The 18,056-nt window shown below is 44.2% G+C and carries 12 protein-coding genes; 11 read left to right on the forward strand and 1 reads right to left on the reverse strand.

The window, feature by feature from the left end; genetic code table 11:
- The first annotated feature begins 3 nt into the window (after positions 1-3).
- On the forward strand, positions 4-2,457 hold the full coding sequence (locus DS742_RS07045; protein WP_117416287.1) for a glycoside hydrolase family 31 protein: 2,454 nt from the start codon (positions 4-6) through the stop codon (positions 2,455-2,457).
- Between the two features lie 73 nt (positions 2,458-2,530).
- Here DS742_RS07045 and DS742_RS07050 read toward each other — a convergent pair whose 3' ends face one another.
- Positions 2,531-3,289, reverse strand: a complete 759-nt coding sequence (locus DS742_RS07050) for a class I SAM-dependent methyltransferase (protein WP_117416288.1) — start codon at positions 3,287-3,289, stop codon at positions 2,531-2,533.
- A 335-nt stretch (positions 3,290-3,624) separates the two neighbouring features.
- Between DS742_RS07050 and licT the strand changes: the two genes are divergently transcribed.
- The 10 genes from licT (at position 3,625) to DS742_RS07100 (ending at position 18,007) form a co-directional block, all read left to right on the forward strand.
- Positions 3,625-4,464 (forward strand): BglG family transcription antiterminator LicT, encoded by an 840-nt coding sequence (licT, locus tag DS742_RS07055; protein ID WP_117416289.1) that lies wholly within the window; start codon positions 3,625-3,627, stop codon positions 4,462-4,464.
- A gap of 210 nt (positions 4,465-4,674) precedes the next feature.
- A complete protein-coding gene (locus DS742_RS07060) occupies positions 4,675-6,546 on the forward strand; it encodes a beta-glucoside-specific PTS transporter subunit IIABC (protein WP_117416290.1) in 1,872 nt (623 codons plus the stop codon).
- 19 nt (positions 6,547-6,565) lie between these two features.
- Positions 6,566-8,005 carry a glycoside hydrolase family 1 protein gene (locus tag DS742_RS07065; protein ID WP_117416291.1) on the forward strand — a complete coding sequence of 480 codons (1,440 nt, stop codon included), beginning with the start codon at positions 6,566-6,568 and terminating at the stop codon, positions 8,003-8,005.
- 21 nt (positions 8,006-8,026) lie between these two features.
- Positions 8,027-9,781: a carboxylesterase family protein gene (locus DS742_RS07070; RefSeq protein ID WP_117416292.1), complete on the forward strand. Its 1,755-nt coding sequence runs from the start codon at positions 8,027-8,029 to the stop codon at positions 9,779-9,781.
- 188 nt (positions 9,782-9,969) lie between these two features.
- Positions 9,970-11,595, forward strand: coding sequence for a response regulator transcription factor (locus tag DS742_RS07075; RefSeq protein WP_117416293.1), 1,626 nt, complete (start codon positions 9,970-9,972; stop codon positions 11,593-11,595).
- On the forward strand, positions 11,579-13,021 hold the full coding sequence (locus DS742_RS07080) for a sensor histidine kinase (protein WP_117416294.1): 1,443 nt from the start codon (positions 11,579-11,581) through the stop codon (positions 13,019-13,021). The genes DS742_RS07075 and DS742_RS07080 overlap by 17 nt, the downstream gene beginning before the upstream one ends.
- A 167-nt stretch (positions 13,022-13,188) precedes the next feature.
- The gene (locus tag DS742_RS07085) at positions 13,189-14,271 is read left to right on the forward strand and encodes an ABC transporter substrate-binding protein (RefSeq protein ID WP_117416295.1); all 1,083 of its coding nucleotides are present in this window, start codon (positions 13,189-13,191) and stop codon (positions 14,269-14,271) included.
- 150 nt (positions 14,272-14,421) lie between these two features.
- Positions 14,422-15,942: a sugar ABC transporter ATP-binding protein gene (locus DS742_RS07090; RefSeq protein ID WP_117416336.1), complete on the forward strand. Its 1,521-nt coding sequence runs from the start codon at positions 14,422-14,424 to the stop codon at positions 15,940-15,942.
- A complete protein-coding gene (locus DS742_RS07095; protein ID WP_117416296.1) occupies positions 15,935-16,990 on the forward strand; it encodes an ABC transporter permease in 1,056 nt (351 codons plus the stop codon). Before DS742_RS07090 ends, DS742_RS07095 begins: the two co-directional genes overlap by 8 nt.
- Complete coding sequence (locus DS742_RS07100; protein WP_117416297.1) at positions 16,991-18,007, forward strand: ABC transporter permease subunit; 1,017 nt, start codon at positions 16,991-16,993, stop codon at positions 18,005-18,007.
- Positions 18,008-18,056: the final 49 nt, after the last annotated feature.

The raw sequence follows: 18,056 nt of genomic DNA on the forward strand, positions 1-18,056 counted from the left end.
TTTATGTTAGAGAATTATAGCGGGCCGGTTGTGATAGAGGCAGGGGGAGTGACCCTGACTTATCGGAATATTGCATCTGACATTATACATTGCAGATGCAGCAAAGATGGACAGAAGCAGGTGACTTCCCCTCTGGGAATCGAACTGCCGGAGCAGGGAAAACTGGATTATGAGAATACGGAAGTTTCTTGTCTGTTAGGAAATGGGCGGATTAACGGGGAAGTTGACATAAGAACCGGTAAAGTGCGCTGGACTCTTACCGAAACAGGAAGGCTGCTCTTCGAGGAAACCGGAAGGGAACTGGAAGAGATTCCTGTTTTTCATTACACAACAAGCGGGGAAAGCCCGGATGTTCAGCGGGTTAAAACTGTAGATGGAGAAAGAAATTTCATTAATAATCTGGTTTGCCGTCAGGTGCGGACTGCTTACCGGGGCAAACTGTATTTTAAGTGGCAGGAGAAGGAACGGATCCACGGCCTGGGGCAGGGAGAGGAAGGTATCTATAATTACAGAGGAACCACCCAGTATCTGTACCAGCATAACATGAGGAGTCCGATCCCGTTTCTCGTATCAGACCGGGGATATGGCATCTTATTTGACTGCGGATCACTAATGACGTTCAATGACGATTCCCGGGAATCTTATGTTTATTTTGATACGGTGGATCAGCTTTCCTACTATATTATACAGGGGAATAATCTGGATGAAATAATTTCAGGCGTCAGAAGACTGACCGGCCAGGCGCCCATGCTGCCCAAGTGGTCTTTTGGGTATATTCAGTCAAAAGAGGCTTATCATACTCAGGAAGAACTTTTGGATGTAGTAAATGAATATAGAAAAAGGGAAATTCCTATTGATGGAATTGTACAGGATTGGAATACCTGGGAGGATGGAAAATGGGGGAATAAGATTCTGGATAAAACCCGTTATCCGGATTTCTCCTCTGCAGTAAAGGAGCTTCACAGAAAACACGTTCATGTAATGGTTTCCGTTTGGCCCAGCATGAGCTCCAATGGTGAGAATTATAAGGAATTCCTAAATAACAGCCTGCTTTTAAATGATTTTTCCACTTATGATGCGTTTAGCCCGGAAGGAAGAAAAATGTATTGGAAACAGCTTGAGCAGGAACTTTTTTCTGCGGGTGTGGATGCGTGGTGGTGTGATTCCACAGAGCCGTTCAGCGGACCTGACTGGAAGGGCAGTTATAAAAAGGAGCCCTGGGAGAGATATTTGCTAGTTGGGGAAGAACATAAGAAATACTTGGATCCAGGGGCTGCAAATCTATACGGCGCAGTTCATGCCAGAGGAATTTATGAGAATCAGAGGAAAAGCTGCGGGGATAAGCGGGTATTAAATCTCACCCGTTCCGGCTATGCAGGTTCACAGGCTTATGGCACTGTTCTCTGGTCAGGAGATATCTGCGCAACCTGGGAAACATTCCAAAAGCAGATTAGGGAGGGACTGAACTTCTGCATGAGCGGACACCCTTACTGGACCCTGGATGCTGGTGGTTTCTTTGTGGTAAAGGACAACTGGAAGAAGCGGGGGTGCGGCTGTCATAATGATCCGGAGCCCAAATGGTTCTGGCAGGGTGGATATGAGCTGGGAACGGAAGATGCGGCGTACCGTGAGCTTTATGTCAGATGGATGCAGTTTAGCGCATTTCTTCCTATGTTCCGTTCCCATGGAACCGATACTCCAAGAGAGATCTGGAATTTTGGGGAGCCTGGAACCATGTTTTATGATGCACTGGAGAAATGCATCCGTCTGAGATACCGGCTATTGCCATACACCTATTCGCTGGCAGGAAAGGTGATGCTTCGTGATTATACCATGTTCCGCAGCCTTCTGTTTGATTTCCCGGAGGATGAGACTGCCTGTGAAATGGGTTCCCAGTTCATGTATGGGGACGCCCTGTTGGTTTGCCCTGTAACAGAACCCATGTATTATGAGCCGGAAAACTGCAGCTTAGAGACAAAGAAGCAGTGGAACTGCTATCTCCCCTCTGGCTTTTGCTGGTATGATTTTCAGACCGGAGAAAAGTATGAAGGCGGACAGTGGGTTACCGTGGAAGCGTCACTTGACCGGATACCGGTCTTTGTTCGGGAAGGCGGGATTATCCCGATGGAGCAGGGACTCCAATATACGGAAGAAGCCGTGGATACGCCGTTTGAATTCCATATATATGAAGGAAAAAATGGTTTTTTTGAATTATATGAGGATGCAGGAGATGGGTATGAATACGAAAGCGGAGCGTATAACCGGATACCGGTTTCATGGAATGATACAGATAAGGAACTGTGTGTGGGTGAAAGCAAATTTGTATTTTCCCAGTCTATATCCGGGCGTACCTGTGTAGTTTATACTTCTTCAGGAAGAACAAAGATTTTTTCTTATGAAGGTAAGGAAATAAAAATAAAGCTGGAGGATGTGGGTTCTGAGGGCGAAACCTGCTGAATCAATATGCAGATAACCGGATAAATGTACAAGTAATCATAGTACATTTCTCCGGTTTTTGCTGTAACAGATTTTATAGTTTGATTGAATACACCATCAGCTGAAGCTCTTTTGGTGTTTCTGCTTTCCCATAGTAATTGGAATAGGTCTGTTTTACCACCATATTTCTTTCCTTTAAAATTCCCTCCAGTTCTTTATGGGTATAAAGCCTGATGGGATCCCCAAAGAAGTTTTCCGGTTTGACTAAGGGATCTCCATAAGTGATGGTTTTACCGCCGTACAGCATAATTTTTGTTTCCCTGTTCCACTCAAACCGGGAGAGAGAAAGGGCATTTTCACCTGCCTCCCAGCTGGTGGATGGAAAATATAATTCTGCATATTCAGCATTGCATATATCCATAAAATGTTTTCCGCCTGGTTTCAAGGCCTTCGCTATCACATCAAAAATCTTTAAATTTTCGTTATCATTTTCCAGATAACCAATGGCTCCGTCTGCTAAGTTTAAAACAGCATCGAATTCCTGATCAAATGTAAGATCACGGATATCAGAAAGAATGAACTGGGCGTTTAACCCTTCTGCTTTTGCTGCATTTTCTGCATCTGTTATATAATCGTTGGTAATGTCCGCTCCCACAACTTGAAATCCTCTTCTGGCCAGTTCCAGACTATGTCTTCCGAAACCACAGGCCAGATCCAGAATACGCTGGCTTTCTCTCAAGCCTAATGTATCAATAATAAAGTCAGTCTGTTGTCTGGTATCCTCCACCCACGATTGATTTTTTATATCCAGGCTCCATATTTTTTTATACCAGTCTGATTCTTTCGCTATCACTTATAGTTCCTCCAATTTTTTATTGCCGGCATAATTATTTTAAACTAAAAAATGGATATATTGTAGACTTGAATTGAAAAATATGGTATGATTAATAATAGAGTGCGGCTATGTGCAGGATACTTGTATTGTGCATTTTCGACAAAAAGTTACAGTAATTTTATCGGATTTGTATATAGATCTCCTTAGATATACATGATATACTGTACCTAGAAAATAGATGTGTAGTTTGTGACTGGTAAGGCAGGCAAGATCTACAGGGTTGATATCACATGTTAGCAGAATGTGATAAGTGGTCCTGGTAGCTTGTCTATTTTTTTTATCTGAAGGGGCTTATGAAGATAGAGAAGGTTCTGAATAATAATATGGTATTAACTTATAATACTGAGGGAAAAGAAATCATACTGAAAGGGAAAGCAATCGGCTTTGGTAAGAAAAAAGGCGATGAAGTCGACCACAAACTGGTAGAGCGTGTCTTTATTCAGAATGACAAGCGTGATGCCCGCCACTTTGAAGAATATTTTGCAAAACTTCCTCAGGAATATTGGGAGATCAGCGAGCAGACGGCTGATTATGCAAAGAATGAGTTTGGTATGCAGCTGGATTCCAGGATCATACTGACGATCTGCGATCATATTGCAGGAGCGGTTGATCGTTATAAGGAAGGAATTATCCTTCGTAATGCCATGCTGTGGGAAGGAAAACGGTTCTATCCCAGTGAATTTAAGGTCGGTCAGTATGCGGTTGATTTAATCCGAAGAAGGCTTAATATTTCCATGGAAGAGGATGAAGCCATGTTTCTGGCATTTCACTTTGTATATGGTCAGAACAAGAGGCAGGAGACCGATAATCTGGAGTTAATAACCGGTATTATACGTGATATTGTAGATATCGTTGAGGCTGCCTATCAGGTGAAACTAAATACGGAAACCTGGGATTACCGGCGTTTCGTAACACACATTCGATTTTTTGCGCAGCGCATGCTGCAGAACAAGCAGTATGAATCCACGGATGATGAGTGGTATCAGCTTTTGAAGAATAAATACCGCAAATCATACAATTGTATTGTTAAAATAGCTGATTATATCCATGACCGGTACTATTATGAGATGGACCGGGAAGAGATGATGTATCTGATGATTCATATAGAAAAAGTGACGAGAGAACTGACTTAGTTCGTTTTAAGAGCACAGTAAAAACAGAGAGATGGGATTGTTACCGGACTGGAAGTCCGGGCAGGACCCTGCACATAAAGCGGCTGCGGCAGTAGGCAGTCTGCTTTTAGCAGGGTCTTTTTTTGTAACTTAATTAGAATGAACGGGTGTCGATTCCAGATACCTTTTCAGATAGACTAAAAAATAACCTTATAAAAGGGGGAAAATTTTATGGCATTAAATTATGCTAAAACCGCTGAGACAATATTAGATAAAGTCGGCGGAGAAAAAAATGTATCAGGACTGACACACTGCATGACACGTCTGCGGTTTGTATTGAAAGATTCAGCAATCCCGAAGGATGCAGATGTTGAAAAAATTCCAGGTGTTATCCGGGTCATACGTCAGGGCGGACAATACCAGGTGGTAATTGGAAACGAAGTCAGCAATGTTTACAAGGAGATGTTAAAACTGGGTCATTTTGAAGAAAGCACAGGCTCAGCAGCAGGAGATTCCAAAGAGAACTTATTCTCACGGCTTTCCGGTTTTATTGCGGGCTGTATGATGCCGCTGCTTCCTGCCATGCTTGGCTGTGGTATGATTAAGGTGGTATTGACACTGCTTACCACGTTCAATCTGGTTAACAGCTCAGACAGCACGTTTGTAATTTTAAATGCTGCAGGAGATGCATTCTTTTACTTTATGCCAATACTACTTGCAATGACAACGGCAAAACGCCTTGGCTCCAATATTTATCTTGCAATGGTAGTAGCTGCATTAATGATTCATCCAAACATTACGGCTCTTCTGGCTCAGGGAAATACGACTTATTTCGGATTGCCAGTTACAGCTGCATCTTATCCATCTTCTGTACTTCCGGTTTTGCTGATTGTACCGCTTATGGGTTATATCGAGCGTTTTGCGGATAAAATCTGTCCAAGCCTTATAAAGGTATTTATGAAGCCTTTAATCGTTATTTTCGTAACGATTCCGGTGGCTCTTATTGTAGTCGGTCCCATCGGAAGTATTCTTGGAAGTTATCTGGCTACTGGTATTAACTTCTTGTACAGTAAGGCGGGCTGGCTGACAATTATGCTGCTTTCTGCCGCTATGCCGTTTATCGTAATGACCGGTATGCATTATGCATTGCTTCCGATTGCGACCATAGGACTTACAAGCCTTGGATTTGATGCTGTTTTAATTATTACCATGTTCTGTTCCAACTTGGCACAGGGCGGTGCGTCTTTAGCAGTTGCAGTACGCACCAGGGACAAAGATGCAAGATCTACGGCTTCTGCCGCAGGTATTTCTGCCATCATAGCCGGTGTAACAGAGCCTGCCATGTATGGTGTTACATTGAGATATAAGACTCCTATGATCGCAGCAGTAATCGGTGCCGGAACTTCCGGTCTTTACGCAGGAATCATGCATCTGGTAGCTTATTCCATGGGAGGGTCTCCATCCGGCTTATCTTTGATTCAGATGATTGGCGGAGAAGGATTTGGAAACTTATTAAACGGTGTGGTAACGCTCGCTATATCACTTGTGGTTTCCTTTGTTATGAGTTTAGTTCTTTATAAGCCTGAAGTAAAAGAGGAAACTACGGAAGAAATCGCCGAAGCTCCTGTTCCGGAGAAGAGGACACTGGTAGAGACAATTGAACTGGCAAGCCCGTTAAGCGGAGATGTAATTCCGTTAAGTCAGGTAGAGGATGCAGTATTTGCCGGCGGTGTTTTAGGCGAAGGCCTGGCAATCATACCTTCTGAAGGAAACGTATATGCTCCTGCTGATGGTACCATCAGTGCTGTTGTTGATTCCAAACATGCAGTAGGAATTACCACAGATACAGGAGTTGAAATTCTGATTCATGTAGGTCTTGATACCGTCCAGCTGGGAGGGGAAGGGTTCGCTCTTCACTGCAAGGCTGGAGACAAAGTAAAAAAAGGCAGTCTGCTTCTGGAATTTGATATAAATAAAATTAAGGAGGCCGGTTTCCCTGTTACAACACCAGTCCTGGTATCCAATATGGTAAACTTCGTCAGCCTGAAGACTACCGATAAAAAACAGGTGATAACAGGTGAAACTATATTAACAATAGTCTGATTATTGAAAGAGGTGTAAGATGTCTGTATTTTCTGAAAAATTTTTGTGGGGAGGCGCAGTAGCAGCAAACCAGTGTGAGGGTGCCTGGGATGTTGACGGGAAGGGAATATCCGCTTCCGATGTATGTACCGGAGGTTCCCATACAAGATCCAAGCGGATCACAAGGACTCTGGAGCCTGACACTTTCTACCCAAGCCACGAAGCCATTGATTTTTATCATCACTATAAAGAAGATATTGCTCTGTTTGCAGAGATGGGATTTAAAGTATTCCGCTTCTCCATTGCCTGGACCAGGATTTTCCCTACAGGCATGGAGGAAACACCTAACAAAGAGGGACTCGCTTTCTATGACCGTGTGATTGAGGAATGCAGAAGCCATAATATTGAGCCTCTCATTACCATCTCTCATTATGAGATGCCCTTTGCACTCACAGAAAAATACAATGGGTGGTCTTCCAGAGAATGCATTGACTTATTTGTAAAATATGCTGTAACGCTGTTTAAGCGTTACAAGGGCAAAGTGAAGTACTGGCTGACATTTAATGAAATCAATGCCGGAACCATGCCTATGGGAGGTTTTCTTTCTCTTGGCATTTTAAATGAGGGAACTACGGATTTTACCAATCAGGTTGATAATCCAGAACTCCGTTACCAGGGACTGCATCATCAGTTTGTTGCCAGTGCCCTGGCCGTGAAGGCAGGACATGAAATTGATCCTGACTGTAAAATAGGCTGCATGATCTGCCATATTACTACCTATCCAATGACCTGCAATCCGGATGATATTCTGGAAGCTCAGAAGAGAAACCAGATCTTAAACCAGTTCTGCGGTGATGTTCAGGTGCGTGGTGAGTATCCCAAATTCATGAATCGCTATTTTAAAGATAATGGGATTGAAATTAAGATGGAACCAGGGGATTTGGAGATTATTAAAGAAGGCTGCGTGGATTATTATACCTTCAGCTACTATATGTCCAATTGTGCCTCCGCAGATCCGGATCTGGAGAAAACCTCCGGCAATTTAATGGGCGGAGCTAAGAACCCCTATCTGGAATCAAGTGACTGGGGCTGGCAGATTGATCCTAAGGGCCTGCGTTATACATTAAATGAACTTTACGGCCGTTATCAGATCCCGCTTATGGTTGTGGAGAACGGTCTGGGTGCTTACGATAAGAAGGAAAAAGACGGAAGCATTCAGGATGATTACAGAATCAGCTATTTAAAGAAGCACATTGAGCAGATGGCTGAGGCGGTTGCTGACGGTGTGGATTTAATGGGTTACACGCCATGGGGATGCATTGATCTGGTCAGTGCTTCCACAGGAGAAATGGCAAAACGTTACGGTTTCATTTATGTTGAGAAATACGATGACGGAACCGGAGATTTATCCAGAAAGAAGAAAAAATCTTTTGCCTGGTATAAGAAAGTAATTGAAACCAATGGAGAAGTATTAGATTAATATAACTGGGGAGTTATCAATATGAAAAAAAGAGGTTTGGCAGCCGGACTTGTTTTAATGGTTACGGTTATGGCAGCAGGATGCGGCAGTCCTGCAAAGACAGAAACAACTGCTTTGCAGACAACAGCTGGAACAAAAACCGAAACTACGGCAGCAGCGGTATCCGCTGCGTCAGGCGATATAAAAGAAGGGGCCGCAGTGGTTTCTACCGCATACGGTCCGGTAAAAGGGGTACAGGAAGGGGAGCTCCTGACCTGGTACGGAGTTCCATACGGAAAGGCGCCGGTGGGTGAATTAAGGTGGCAGGCACCTGCAACACCGGATGCCTGGACGGAGGTATTAAACTGTACCGAAGCATCACAGCCTGCAATCCAGCTTTCCGGCACTGAGGTAAAGGGAACCGAGGACTGCTTAAAGCTTGATGTATATGCAAAAGAGGGAAGTAAAAAGCTTCCGGTGCTTGTATTTATTCACGGAGGCAACAACCAGACCGGAAAGGCGGGGGAAATACCCGGAGCTGATCTGGTAAAGAATGACGACTGCGTTTATGTATCTGTGGATTACCGTCTCGGACTTTTAGGCTTTAACTGTCTGCCGGCATTAACAGCCGGGGAGAATGGAACGGGAAACTTTGCAATGCTTGACATTGCCTATGCTCTTGACTGGGTAAAGGAAAATATTGAAGCATTCGGCGGAGATCCGGGAAATATTACCATATCAGGATTCTCTGCAGGAGGCCGTGATGTAATGGCAATGCTGATCAGTCCGCAGTTTAAGGGTAAATTCCAGAAAGCCATTGCATTCAGCGGAGGTATGACCACTGCACCGGAAGATTTAAGCGCCAGAAAGATTGCGAAAGCGATAGCACCGCTTGCTGTTGAGGATAAGAAGGCAGCAGATGAAAATGCTGCTTATCAGTGGCTGATGACAGATGCAGCTGATGTAAAGGAATACCTTTATTCCATTTCAGCTGAGCGTCTGGCACCTCTTATGGGAAATGCAGCAATCCGTATGAGTGTATTCCCTCATCTCTATCAGGATGGGGTTGTAATTCCGGAAAACGGCTTCGATACTGCAGACTACAACAGCGTTCCTCTTATGATGCTGACGGGAAGCTCTGAGTTCTCCATGTTCTGTCTGGGAGATAGTTATTTTAAGAGCGGTGACATGACAGGATATTCAGAGGATGAGATAAAGGCAGCCAAAGCATTTGCCAGCAAATACGGCAGTGATATGTACCGGATCTTTAATGCGCAGGAAAGTGCGGTGAAGATGTCCGATCACTATAAGTCGGATATTTACATCTGCCAGGTTAATTATGGCAGTGAGCAGTCTTCAATCAGAGATCTGGGAGACTATGGTGCGTTCCATGGCATTTTCGTTCCCATGCTTTCTGCAAAACACAATTATCTGGAGTTTTTTCCTGATGCATTTGGTAAGGCAGGCTATCAGGCCATGGCAAAGCAGTATAACAGTTATCTTGCAAACTTCTTGAAATCAGGAGATCCTAATGGTGAGGGGCTGGCAGCATGGAGCAGCTGGACTCCGGATAAAAAGGTATCCATGGTATTTGATGCCACGGAAAACGATGCGGTTGTGGAGGAGAAAGATGTAACCACTACGTATCAGGATATCATGGCAGCCATGGATCAGGATACCAGTGTTTCTCCGGAAATTAAGGATAAAATGATAAAAAATGTTTTAAACGGACGCTGGTTCAGCAGCGCACTGGATGAGCATTACGGCAATAAGAGCCTGTGGAGTGATGTAAAATAAGAGCTTAAAAGAGATTTGTATTTCCTGAAAAACCGGGAGTTACGAATCTCTTTTTTTGTGGTACTATATGGGGAGAGGTATGTTTTTTTACGAATGAAAAAGAAGCGGCGGAAATTATTCTCTTATATTTCCATAAAGGATTTTATATAATCGAATCATAGAAATGCGGCTGACAGGGGGAATCAGACATGGTTAAGATATTTCTTGCTGAGGATGAAAAAATCGTCCGTGAAGGAATTAAGAACGGAATCGCCTGGGAAAAATACGGGTTTGAATTTGCCGGGGAAGCGCCGGATGGGGAGCTTGCCTATCCTATGATATTAAAATCGAAGCCGGATATTCTGCTTACGGATATCCGAATGCCTTTTATGGATGGTCTGGAACTGGCGGAGCTGGCGAAACGGGCTTTGCCGGATATACATATTATGTTTTTCAGCGGATATGATGATTTTGAATACGCCAAGCGGGCCATTAAAATCGGAGCCGCTGATTATCTTTTAAAGCCGGTGAGCAGCAGCCAGCTTCTGGAGGCTTTGGAGCGCATGAGTGAAACCATTATGCAGGAAAAAAGCGAGAAAGGATATAAGCAGGAGTTTTTAAAGCAGCAGGAAGAAAGAAAGCAGATGGACAGAGACCGGCTGTTTGATATTATTGTGTCTGGAAAGCTGAGTCTTCCTGAGCTGCTTAGAAAGGGGCAGGAGCATAATCTTTCCTTATCTGCGCCCATGTACAACCTTATTTTATTTCAGGCAAAGGGGGCGGAGAGCCAGGAGCAGTACTCTGATGAAAATGTACTCTTTGATAAAAGGCTGAAGGATGAACTGGAGGGAAGAACGGATATTATCGGATTTAACCGCCTGTCTGAGGGGTATGGCTTTCTGATTATGGGAGAAGAGTCCGATATGGAACGGAAAGTGGCATATTATTCTGAGCTTCTCATACGGCTTGCAGAGTCCTTTCCTGAGATGGAGTATTTTGGAGGAACCGGAACCCCGGTGTGCAGGCTCAGTGAGATCCGCACCTCCTTTAAAGCGGCAAGCAGGGCGTATGCCTGCCGTTATATGCTGGACCGCAACCAGATTTTAACCGCAGAGGCGGCAGTGAGGATTCATAATGACACCGGAAGCATCAGTCTGGAAGGAATCGATATTACCAAGTTAAGCCGGGATATTATTCCTAACTTTTTAAAGAACGGATCGGTTCCGGAGGTGAAATATTTTGTTGAGGAGTATATGGAAGCCTGCGGAAATAATATTAATTCGCTGATATTCAGACAGTACATACTGATGGATGTGTATCTGGCAGTCATTGGGTTTGTGTCTCAGCTTGGATTTGAACCGGAGCAGGTTTTAAAGGAGTTTGGGGATGCCAAGACCCTTCAGCCCTGTGTGAACTCCATGGACTCTGCAGTTAAGTATACCAGGGATATTCTCACAAAAGCCATTGGTTTTCGAACCACCTGCTCCCAGAAAAAGTACCGGCTGGTACTTGAGAAGGCGGTGGATTATATTGCGGCTCATTATCAGGATGAAGACATTTCCCTTAATGCTGTGGCTTCAGCGGTGAATATCAGTCCAAACCACTTCAGCACCATATTCAGCCAGGAGATGGAGATCACATTTGTGGAGTATTTAACTAAGGTCCGCATGGATGCAGCCAGGGAGCTACTTATGAAAACAGATTTGAGGACTTCGGAGATCGGATATCAGGTGGGATATAAGGATCCCCACTATTTCAGCTACCTGTTTAAGAAAATTCACGGAATCACACCGAAAGCATTTCGGTCAGGGGGAGAAAATGAAGTACAAAAGTGATTCGATTAAGGCGAAGATAAAAACCATGCAGGCAATTGTATTTATCCCGGTCATTATCATGATTGGGATATTGCTATATACCATGGAGTGGCAGAATCAGCAATATCGTCAAAGCATACGGAACTTAACCATGGCAACGGAATTTAATTTCGATTTTAAATCAAACATTGATTATAAGATGTACCGGATTGTAATTGGAGCTGATACCTTTAAAACCTTAAACCCGTATGAGGATCTGGAAAATTCCAGAAAGATCTTTCTGGAACTGAAAGACTCCACTCCCCAGGAAACCAGCAAAAAGGGATTAGATGGGATTGTGGTTCTGATTGGAATGCTGGAAAAACGAATTGAGGATATCCAGACCAGCAACATCATTGGAGATTATGACCGGAACATGGAGCGCCTTGACCAGGACATCTATGTGATTACCGATTTGATCCAGGAGTCCATGTCCGATTATATCTATAATGAGACAAAGACACTGGAGTCTGTGCGGCAGAAGCTTGACACCCAGACAAGACAGGTTATTGCTCTTTGTATCGTGATCGCTTCTTATCTGATCGTATTTTTAATTGCCTCCTTTTCTTCATTTGGAAAAAGAATTACAAAGCCCATTGAGGAGCTGTGTGAATACACCATGAAGCTGGCAGACGGGAATTTAGAAGTCAGCGCACCCAAAAGCAACATCAGGGAAATTAAGGTGCTGGGGGAACAGTATGACCAGATGGTGATCCGGATCGGAGAGCTGATCCGGCATATTAAGGAAGAGCAGGAGTTAAAGAGAAAAACAGAACTGAAGCTTCTTCAGGCGCAGATTAATCCTCATTTTCTTTATAATACATTAGATACCATTGTCTGGCTGGCTGAGGGAAAGCAGCATCAGGAAGTTGTGGAGATGATTACCGCACTGTCTTCTTTCTTAAGAATCGGTTTGAACAACGGGCGGGATTTCATCACCATAAAAGAGGAAGCAGAGCATATAAAGAGCTATCTTTTGATCCAGCATTTCCGCTATGAGGATATTATGGATTATGAGATTGATTTTGAAGAGCAGATCAGGGATTATTCCATATTAAAGCTTACCCTGCAGCCCATTGTGGAAAATGCTCTTTACCACGGAATAAAAAACTGCAGAAAAAAAGGATTCTTACGCATCAGCGGCTGGCAGGAGAAGGAAGATATTCTTTTAAAGGTGGAGGACAACGGCATTGGAATGAAACCGGAAGAGGTAAGGAAGATGGAGAATCAGATTGCGGGCGGCAGCAAAGAGGATTTTCATGTAGGGGAAGGATTTGGGATTGCCAATGTGGCAGAGAGGATCCGGTTGAATTTTGGTGAGGCATACGGACTTACCATGGAAAGCGAATACGGGGTTGGAACTGCTGTTACGGTGAGAATTCCGGCAGTGAGAAGGGGAAATAAATAAGAAAATCAACTTTTATCCGAAAAAAATCAACTAATTTTTGGAATACATTGAAATGACGTAAGAAACTCAACCCTTTGCAAAAGATATTGTATTGAGAAATCAGGGGGATGGGTCTATGATACAGGTAGTTACTTAATAGTAAATGATTCTTATTGGAGGGAACGGATATGAAGAAAAGAGTTTTAAGCTTTCTGACAGCTGCGGTTATGACAACCGCCATGATTTTATCCGGTTGCAGCGGATCACAGACAGCTGCGACTACAGCAGCTCCGGCTTCTGCTGAAACAAAAGCGGAGACAACGGCAGCAGCTAAAACGGAGGCAGCCACAACCACAGCGGCACCTGCAGAGAAAAAGGAGATCGTAGTAGGGTTTTCTCAGGTAGGTGCAGAATCTGACTGGAGAACGGCTAATACCGAATCCATGAAGTCAACGTTTACAGAAGCAAATGGTTACAAGCTTATTTTTGATGATGCACAGCAGAAACAGGAAAATCAGTTAAAGGCAGTTCGTAACTTTATTCAGCAGGATGTTGATTATATCGTTATCGCACCGGTTACGGAAACCGGCTGGGATACCGTTTTACAGGAAGCCAAGGATGCAGGCATTCCGGTAATCATCGTTGACCGTATGATCAATGTATCTGATGATTCCTTATATACCGCATGGGTTGGTTCCAACTTCCTTCAGGAAGGTTATGATGCGGTTGCATGGCTGGATGAATATTTAAAGAAGAATAACAGAGCAGATGATGACATCAATATCGTTACTCTTCAGGGTACCATCGGTTCTTCTGCACAGATCGGACGTACCAACGGTGTGGAAGAGAAGATGAAAGACCATCCGAAGTGGAAGATGTTAGAGCGCCAGACCGGAGAATTTACTCAGGCAAAGGGTCAGGAAGTTATGGAATCCTTCTTAAAGACCTATGATGACATTGATGTTGTAATTGCTGAGAACGACAACATGGCATTTGGTGCCATTGATGCTATCAAGGCTGCAGGAAAGACCTGCGGACCAAAGGGCGATATCACCATCATTTCCTTTGATGCAGTTGCTGCAGCATTTGACGCCATGATCGCAGGAGATATGAACGTATCTGTAGAGTGTAATCCTCTTCACGGTCCTCGTGTAGCTGAGATCATTCAGAAGCTTGAGAAGGGCGAAAAAGTTGATAAGATTGCATATGTAAAGGAAGGCGTATTCCCGGCAGATACAGCCGCAGCTGAAAAACCAAAGAGACAGTATTAATTGTTTGGGACTAAGGCGCTGAAAGCAGAATGACAGCCAGAGAAACAGGTGCAGGGAATGGAGGACGGGGATGGTCCTCCTCCAGGCACCTTTTTTAATCTCCTGACGTGCAGTGAAAAGCAGAAAAAGCGGAGAAAAAGGAGGAAACTTATGCCCAATGAGATAGTACTTAGCATGAAAAACATATCAAAAACATTTCCCGGGGTGCGTGCCTTAGACCATGTGGATTTTACCTTAAGAAGCGGAGAGATCCATGCTCTCATGGGAGAAAACGGAGCTGGCAAATCAACTCTTATAAAGGTTTTGACCGGGGTAGAAGAATTTGAATCAGGTGAGATACGAATTGAAGGAGGGAACCGGGCGATTATCAACCATTCTCCTCAGGAAGCCCAGGAGCACGGGATCAGTACCGTATATCAGGAAGTAAACCTCTGCCCAAATTTATCGGTAGCGGAGAATCTGTTTATTGGAAGGGAACCGAAGAGAGCCGGACTGATTGACTGGAAGACCATGAACCGGAAGGCAGCAGAGCTTCTCTCCAGACTGGATATGAATATTGATGTGACTAAGGCTCTGGAGAATTATTCCATTGCGCTGCAGCAGATGATTGCCATAGCAAGGGCTGTTGATATGTCAGCGAAAGTTCTGATTCTTGATGAACCCACATCATCCTTAGATGATAATGAGGTTGAAAAGCTGTTCGGGTTAATGAGGCGCCTGAAGGCAGATGGCGTGGGTATCATATTTGTAACCCATTTTCTGGAGCAGGTATATGAGGTATGTGATAAGATAACGGTACTCAGAAATGGCGGACTGGTAGGCGAATATGAAACGGAAAAGCTTCCCAGAGTCCAGCTGGTAGCCAAGATGATGGGCAAAGATTTCGATGATCTGGCTGCCATCAATAAAGAAGGCAGCAGTGTTGAAAAATCCGGAGAAGCAGTGATTGATGCCAGGGGAATCGGCAGGCAGGGAACCATTAAACCATACGATTTACAGATCCACAAGGGAGAAGTAATCGGGCTTACCGGACTTTTGGGATCAGGACGTTCAGAGCTTGCAAGAAGCCTTTACGGAGCGGATAAGCCGGACAGCGGGGAACTGAAGGTGAATGGTAAAACAGTGGTGGTCCATACCCCTCTCGATGCCATGATGGCCGGTATGGCATATCTTCCGGAGAATCGGAAAGAGGAAGGAATTGTTGCTGATTTATCTGTAAGGGAGAATTTGATTCTCGCTCTCCAGGCCAAGAGAGGCATGTTCCATCCTATTGGAAGCAGGGAACAGGAGGAACTGGCAAATAAGTATGTGAAGCTGCTGCAGATCAAGACGGCCAGCCTGGATACTCCGGTAAAAAGCTTAAGCGGTGGAAACCAGCAGAAGGTAATTCTGGGCAGATGGCTTCTTACGGATCCTGATTTCCTGATTCTTGATGAACCCACCAGGGGAATTGATGTTGGAACTAAAACTGAGATTCAGAAACTGGTGGTCCAGCTGGCAAAAGAGGGCGTTACTGTTATGTTTATCTCATCGGAAATAGAAGAGATGATCCGTACCTGCAGCCGGATGGCGGTTTTAAGGGACCGGGAGAAGGTTTCTGAACTAATGGAGGATGAACTTGATCAGAACCATATCATGAAGGCAATTGCAGGAGGTGGAACAGATGAATAAGGAAAAGGCATTTATAAAAAGACTGACAGGATACCGCTTGTTTCTGCCCCTCTTCTGTCTGGTGCTTGTTCTGTTTTCCAACTTAATTAAAACGCCGGGGTTCTTTGAGGTAACGATTAAAAACGGCGTTCTCTACGGATATATCATTGATGTAATTAACCGCGCCAGCGATCTGGTTATTTTAGCTGTGGGAATGACGCTGGTAGTTGCTGCCTCCGGCGGTACAGACATTTCAGTGGGGGCTGTCATGTCTGTGGCAGGAGCGGTGTGCTGCTTCATTCTTTCAGGGGGGCAGCAGACAGTGAACGAATTCGTAAATCCTTATATTCTGGGAGTACTGGCTGCAATTCTCGCAGGAATTCTCTGTGGCTGTTTTAATGGTTTCCTTGTGGCAAAGCTTAAGATTCAGCCCATGGTGGCGACCTTGATTTTATTCACCGCAGGCAGGGGAATCGCACAGCTGATTACAAAGGGACAGATCACCTATATCCGCGTGGAATCCTATAAAATGCTGGGATCCAGCATTCCCGGAATCCCGATTCCGACACCGGTATTTGTGGCGCTGATTGTGGTGCTGCTCACCTATGTTCTGTTAAAGAAAACGACACTGGGACTTTATATTCAGACTGTTGGAATTAATGCCAAAGCATCAAAGCTTATGGGAATCAAATCCGTTATGATTATTTTCCTCACCTATGTTTTCTGCGGTCTCTGCGCGGGGATCTCCGGTCTGGTGGCTTCTTCCAGAATCTATTCTGCTGATGCCAATAATATCGGACTGAATCTGGAACTGGATGCCATTCTTGCAGTGGCTCTGGGCGGAAACAGCCTTGCAGGCGGAAAGTTTTCACTTTTAGGAAGCGTGATCGGGGCATATACCATTCAGGCACTGAGCACTACCCTTTATGCCATGGGCGTCTCACCCGATCAGATTCCGGTGTATAAAGCGGTTGTTGTTGTTGTGATTGTAGCATTGCAGTCAACCGAGTTAAAGCGCATGGTCAGTAAACTGCAGATGAATGTTAAGTCAGGAAAGAAGGTGGCATAAATGAAGAAGAGGGAAAAAATTGATGGAAAGGTATTTTTACTGATTATCACCATCGTTCTCTTTTTGGTGATGTATGCAGCCGGCCTGATTATATTTCAAAGCAAAGGGTTTGCCAAACCTCAGGTATTTTTAAATCTGTTTATATCCAATGCCGGTCTGATTGTGATTGCAGCAGGTATGACCATGGTTATGATAACCGGAGGAATTGATATCTCTGTTGGATCTATTGTTGCACTGACCTGTATGATGCTTGCGTGGATGATGGAAATTAAGGGGATGGGGGCGGTTCCCGCTCTCGTCATTGTTCTGATTATGGGAATAGTGTTTGGTCTGGCACAGGGATTTTTAATCGCATATCTAAAGCTTCAGCCGTTTATTGTCACACTGGCCGGAATGTTCTTTGCCAGAGGCATGACAGCCATTATCAGCCAGGAAATGATCAGCATTAAAAATGAAATGTTTTTAAAATGGGCGAAGAGCAAAATCAACTTAACATTTTTAGGCGGTACCGTAAACAAAAAGGGTGTGGTTAATTATCCGTTTATCTATCCCAGTGTAATTATTGCCCTGATTGTTCTGATCGGCATATTTGTTGTTTTAAAGTTTACAAAGTTTGGAAGAACCATTTATGCAGTAGGTGGAAATGAGCAGTCGGCACTGATGATGGGATTAAATGTCAGGCGGACCAAACTGCTTGTCTATGTAATCAATGGCTTCCTGTGTTCTCTGGGAGGTTTCTTATTCGCATTAAATACCTGCGCAGGCTTTGTTGAGCAGGCAAAGGGCTTTGAAATGGAGGCCATCGCATCGGCGGTAATCGGAGGAACCCTGCTTACAGGAGGTGTGGGCAATGTGTTTGGCAGCCTGTTCGGAGTTTTAATTAAGGGAACTATCGAGACCTTTATTACATTCCAGGGAACACTGTCTTCCTGGTGGACCAAGATTACGATTGCAGCGCTGCTTGCATTCTTTATCATTCTTCAGAGTCTGTTTGCGAAGGCAAAGGAAAAACATTAAACTGATTGATTTAGAAGCCGGAAGAATTCTTTATTCTCCGGCTTCTTTT

Source organism: Lacrimispora amygdalina, assembly GCF_003432035.1.
Classification (GTDB): Bacteria; Bacillota; Clostridia; order Lachnospirales; family Lachnospiraceae; genus Lacrimispora; species Lacrimispora amygdalina.

Excerpts from the sequence above, each read along its gene's own strand:
- DS742_RS07045 (WP_117416287.1), top strand. The coding sequence starts at position 4 with ATGTTAGAGAATTATAGCGGGCCGGTTGTGATAGAGGCAGGGGGAGTG.
- licT (WP_117416289.1), top strand. The coding sequence starts at position 3,625 with ATGAAGATAGAGAAGGTTCTGAATAATAATATGGTATTAACTTATAAT.
- DS742_RS07060 (WP_117416290.1), top strand. The coding sequence starts at position 4,675 with ATGGCATTAAATTATGCTAAAACCGCTGAGACAATATTAGATAAAGTC.
- DS742_RS07065 (WP_117416291.1), top strand. The coding sequence starts at position 6,566 with ATGTCTGTATTTTCTGAAAAATTTTTGTGGGGAGGCGCAGTAGCAGCA.
- DS742_RS07070 (WP_117416292.1), top strand. The coding sequence starts at position 8,027 with ATGAAAAAAAGAGGTTTGGCAGCCGGACTTGTTTTAATGGTTACGGTT.
- DS742_RS07075 (WP_117416293.1), top strand. The coding sequence starts at position 9,970 with ATGGTTAAGATATTTCTTGCTGAGGATGAAAAAATCGTCCGTGAAGGA.
- DS742_RS07080 (WP_117416294.1), top strand. The coding sequence starts at position 11,579 with ATGAAGTACAAAAGTGATTCGATTAAGGCGAAGATAAAAACCATGCAG.
- DS742_RS07085 (WP_117416295.1), top strand. The coding sequence starts at position 13,189 with ATGAAGAAAAGAGTTTTAAGCTTTCTGACAGCTGCGGTTATGACAACC.
- DS742_RS07090 (WP_117416336.1), top strand. The coding sequence starts at position 14,422 with ATGCCCAATGAGATAGTACTTAGCATGAAAAACATATCAAAAACATTT.
- DS742_RS07095 (WP_117416296.1), top strand. The coding sequence starts at position 15,935 with ATGAATAAGGAAAAGGCATTTATAAAAAGACTGACAGGATACCGCTTG.
- DS742_RS07100 (WP_117416297.1), top strand. The coding sequence starts at position 16,991 with ATGAAGAAGAGGGAAAAAATTGATGGAAAGGTATTTTTACTGATTATC.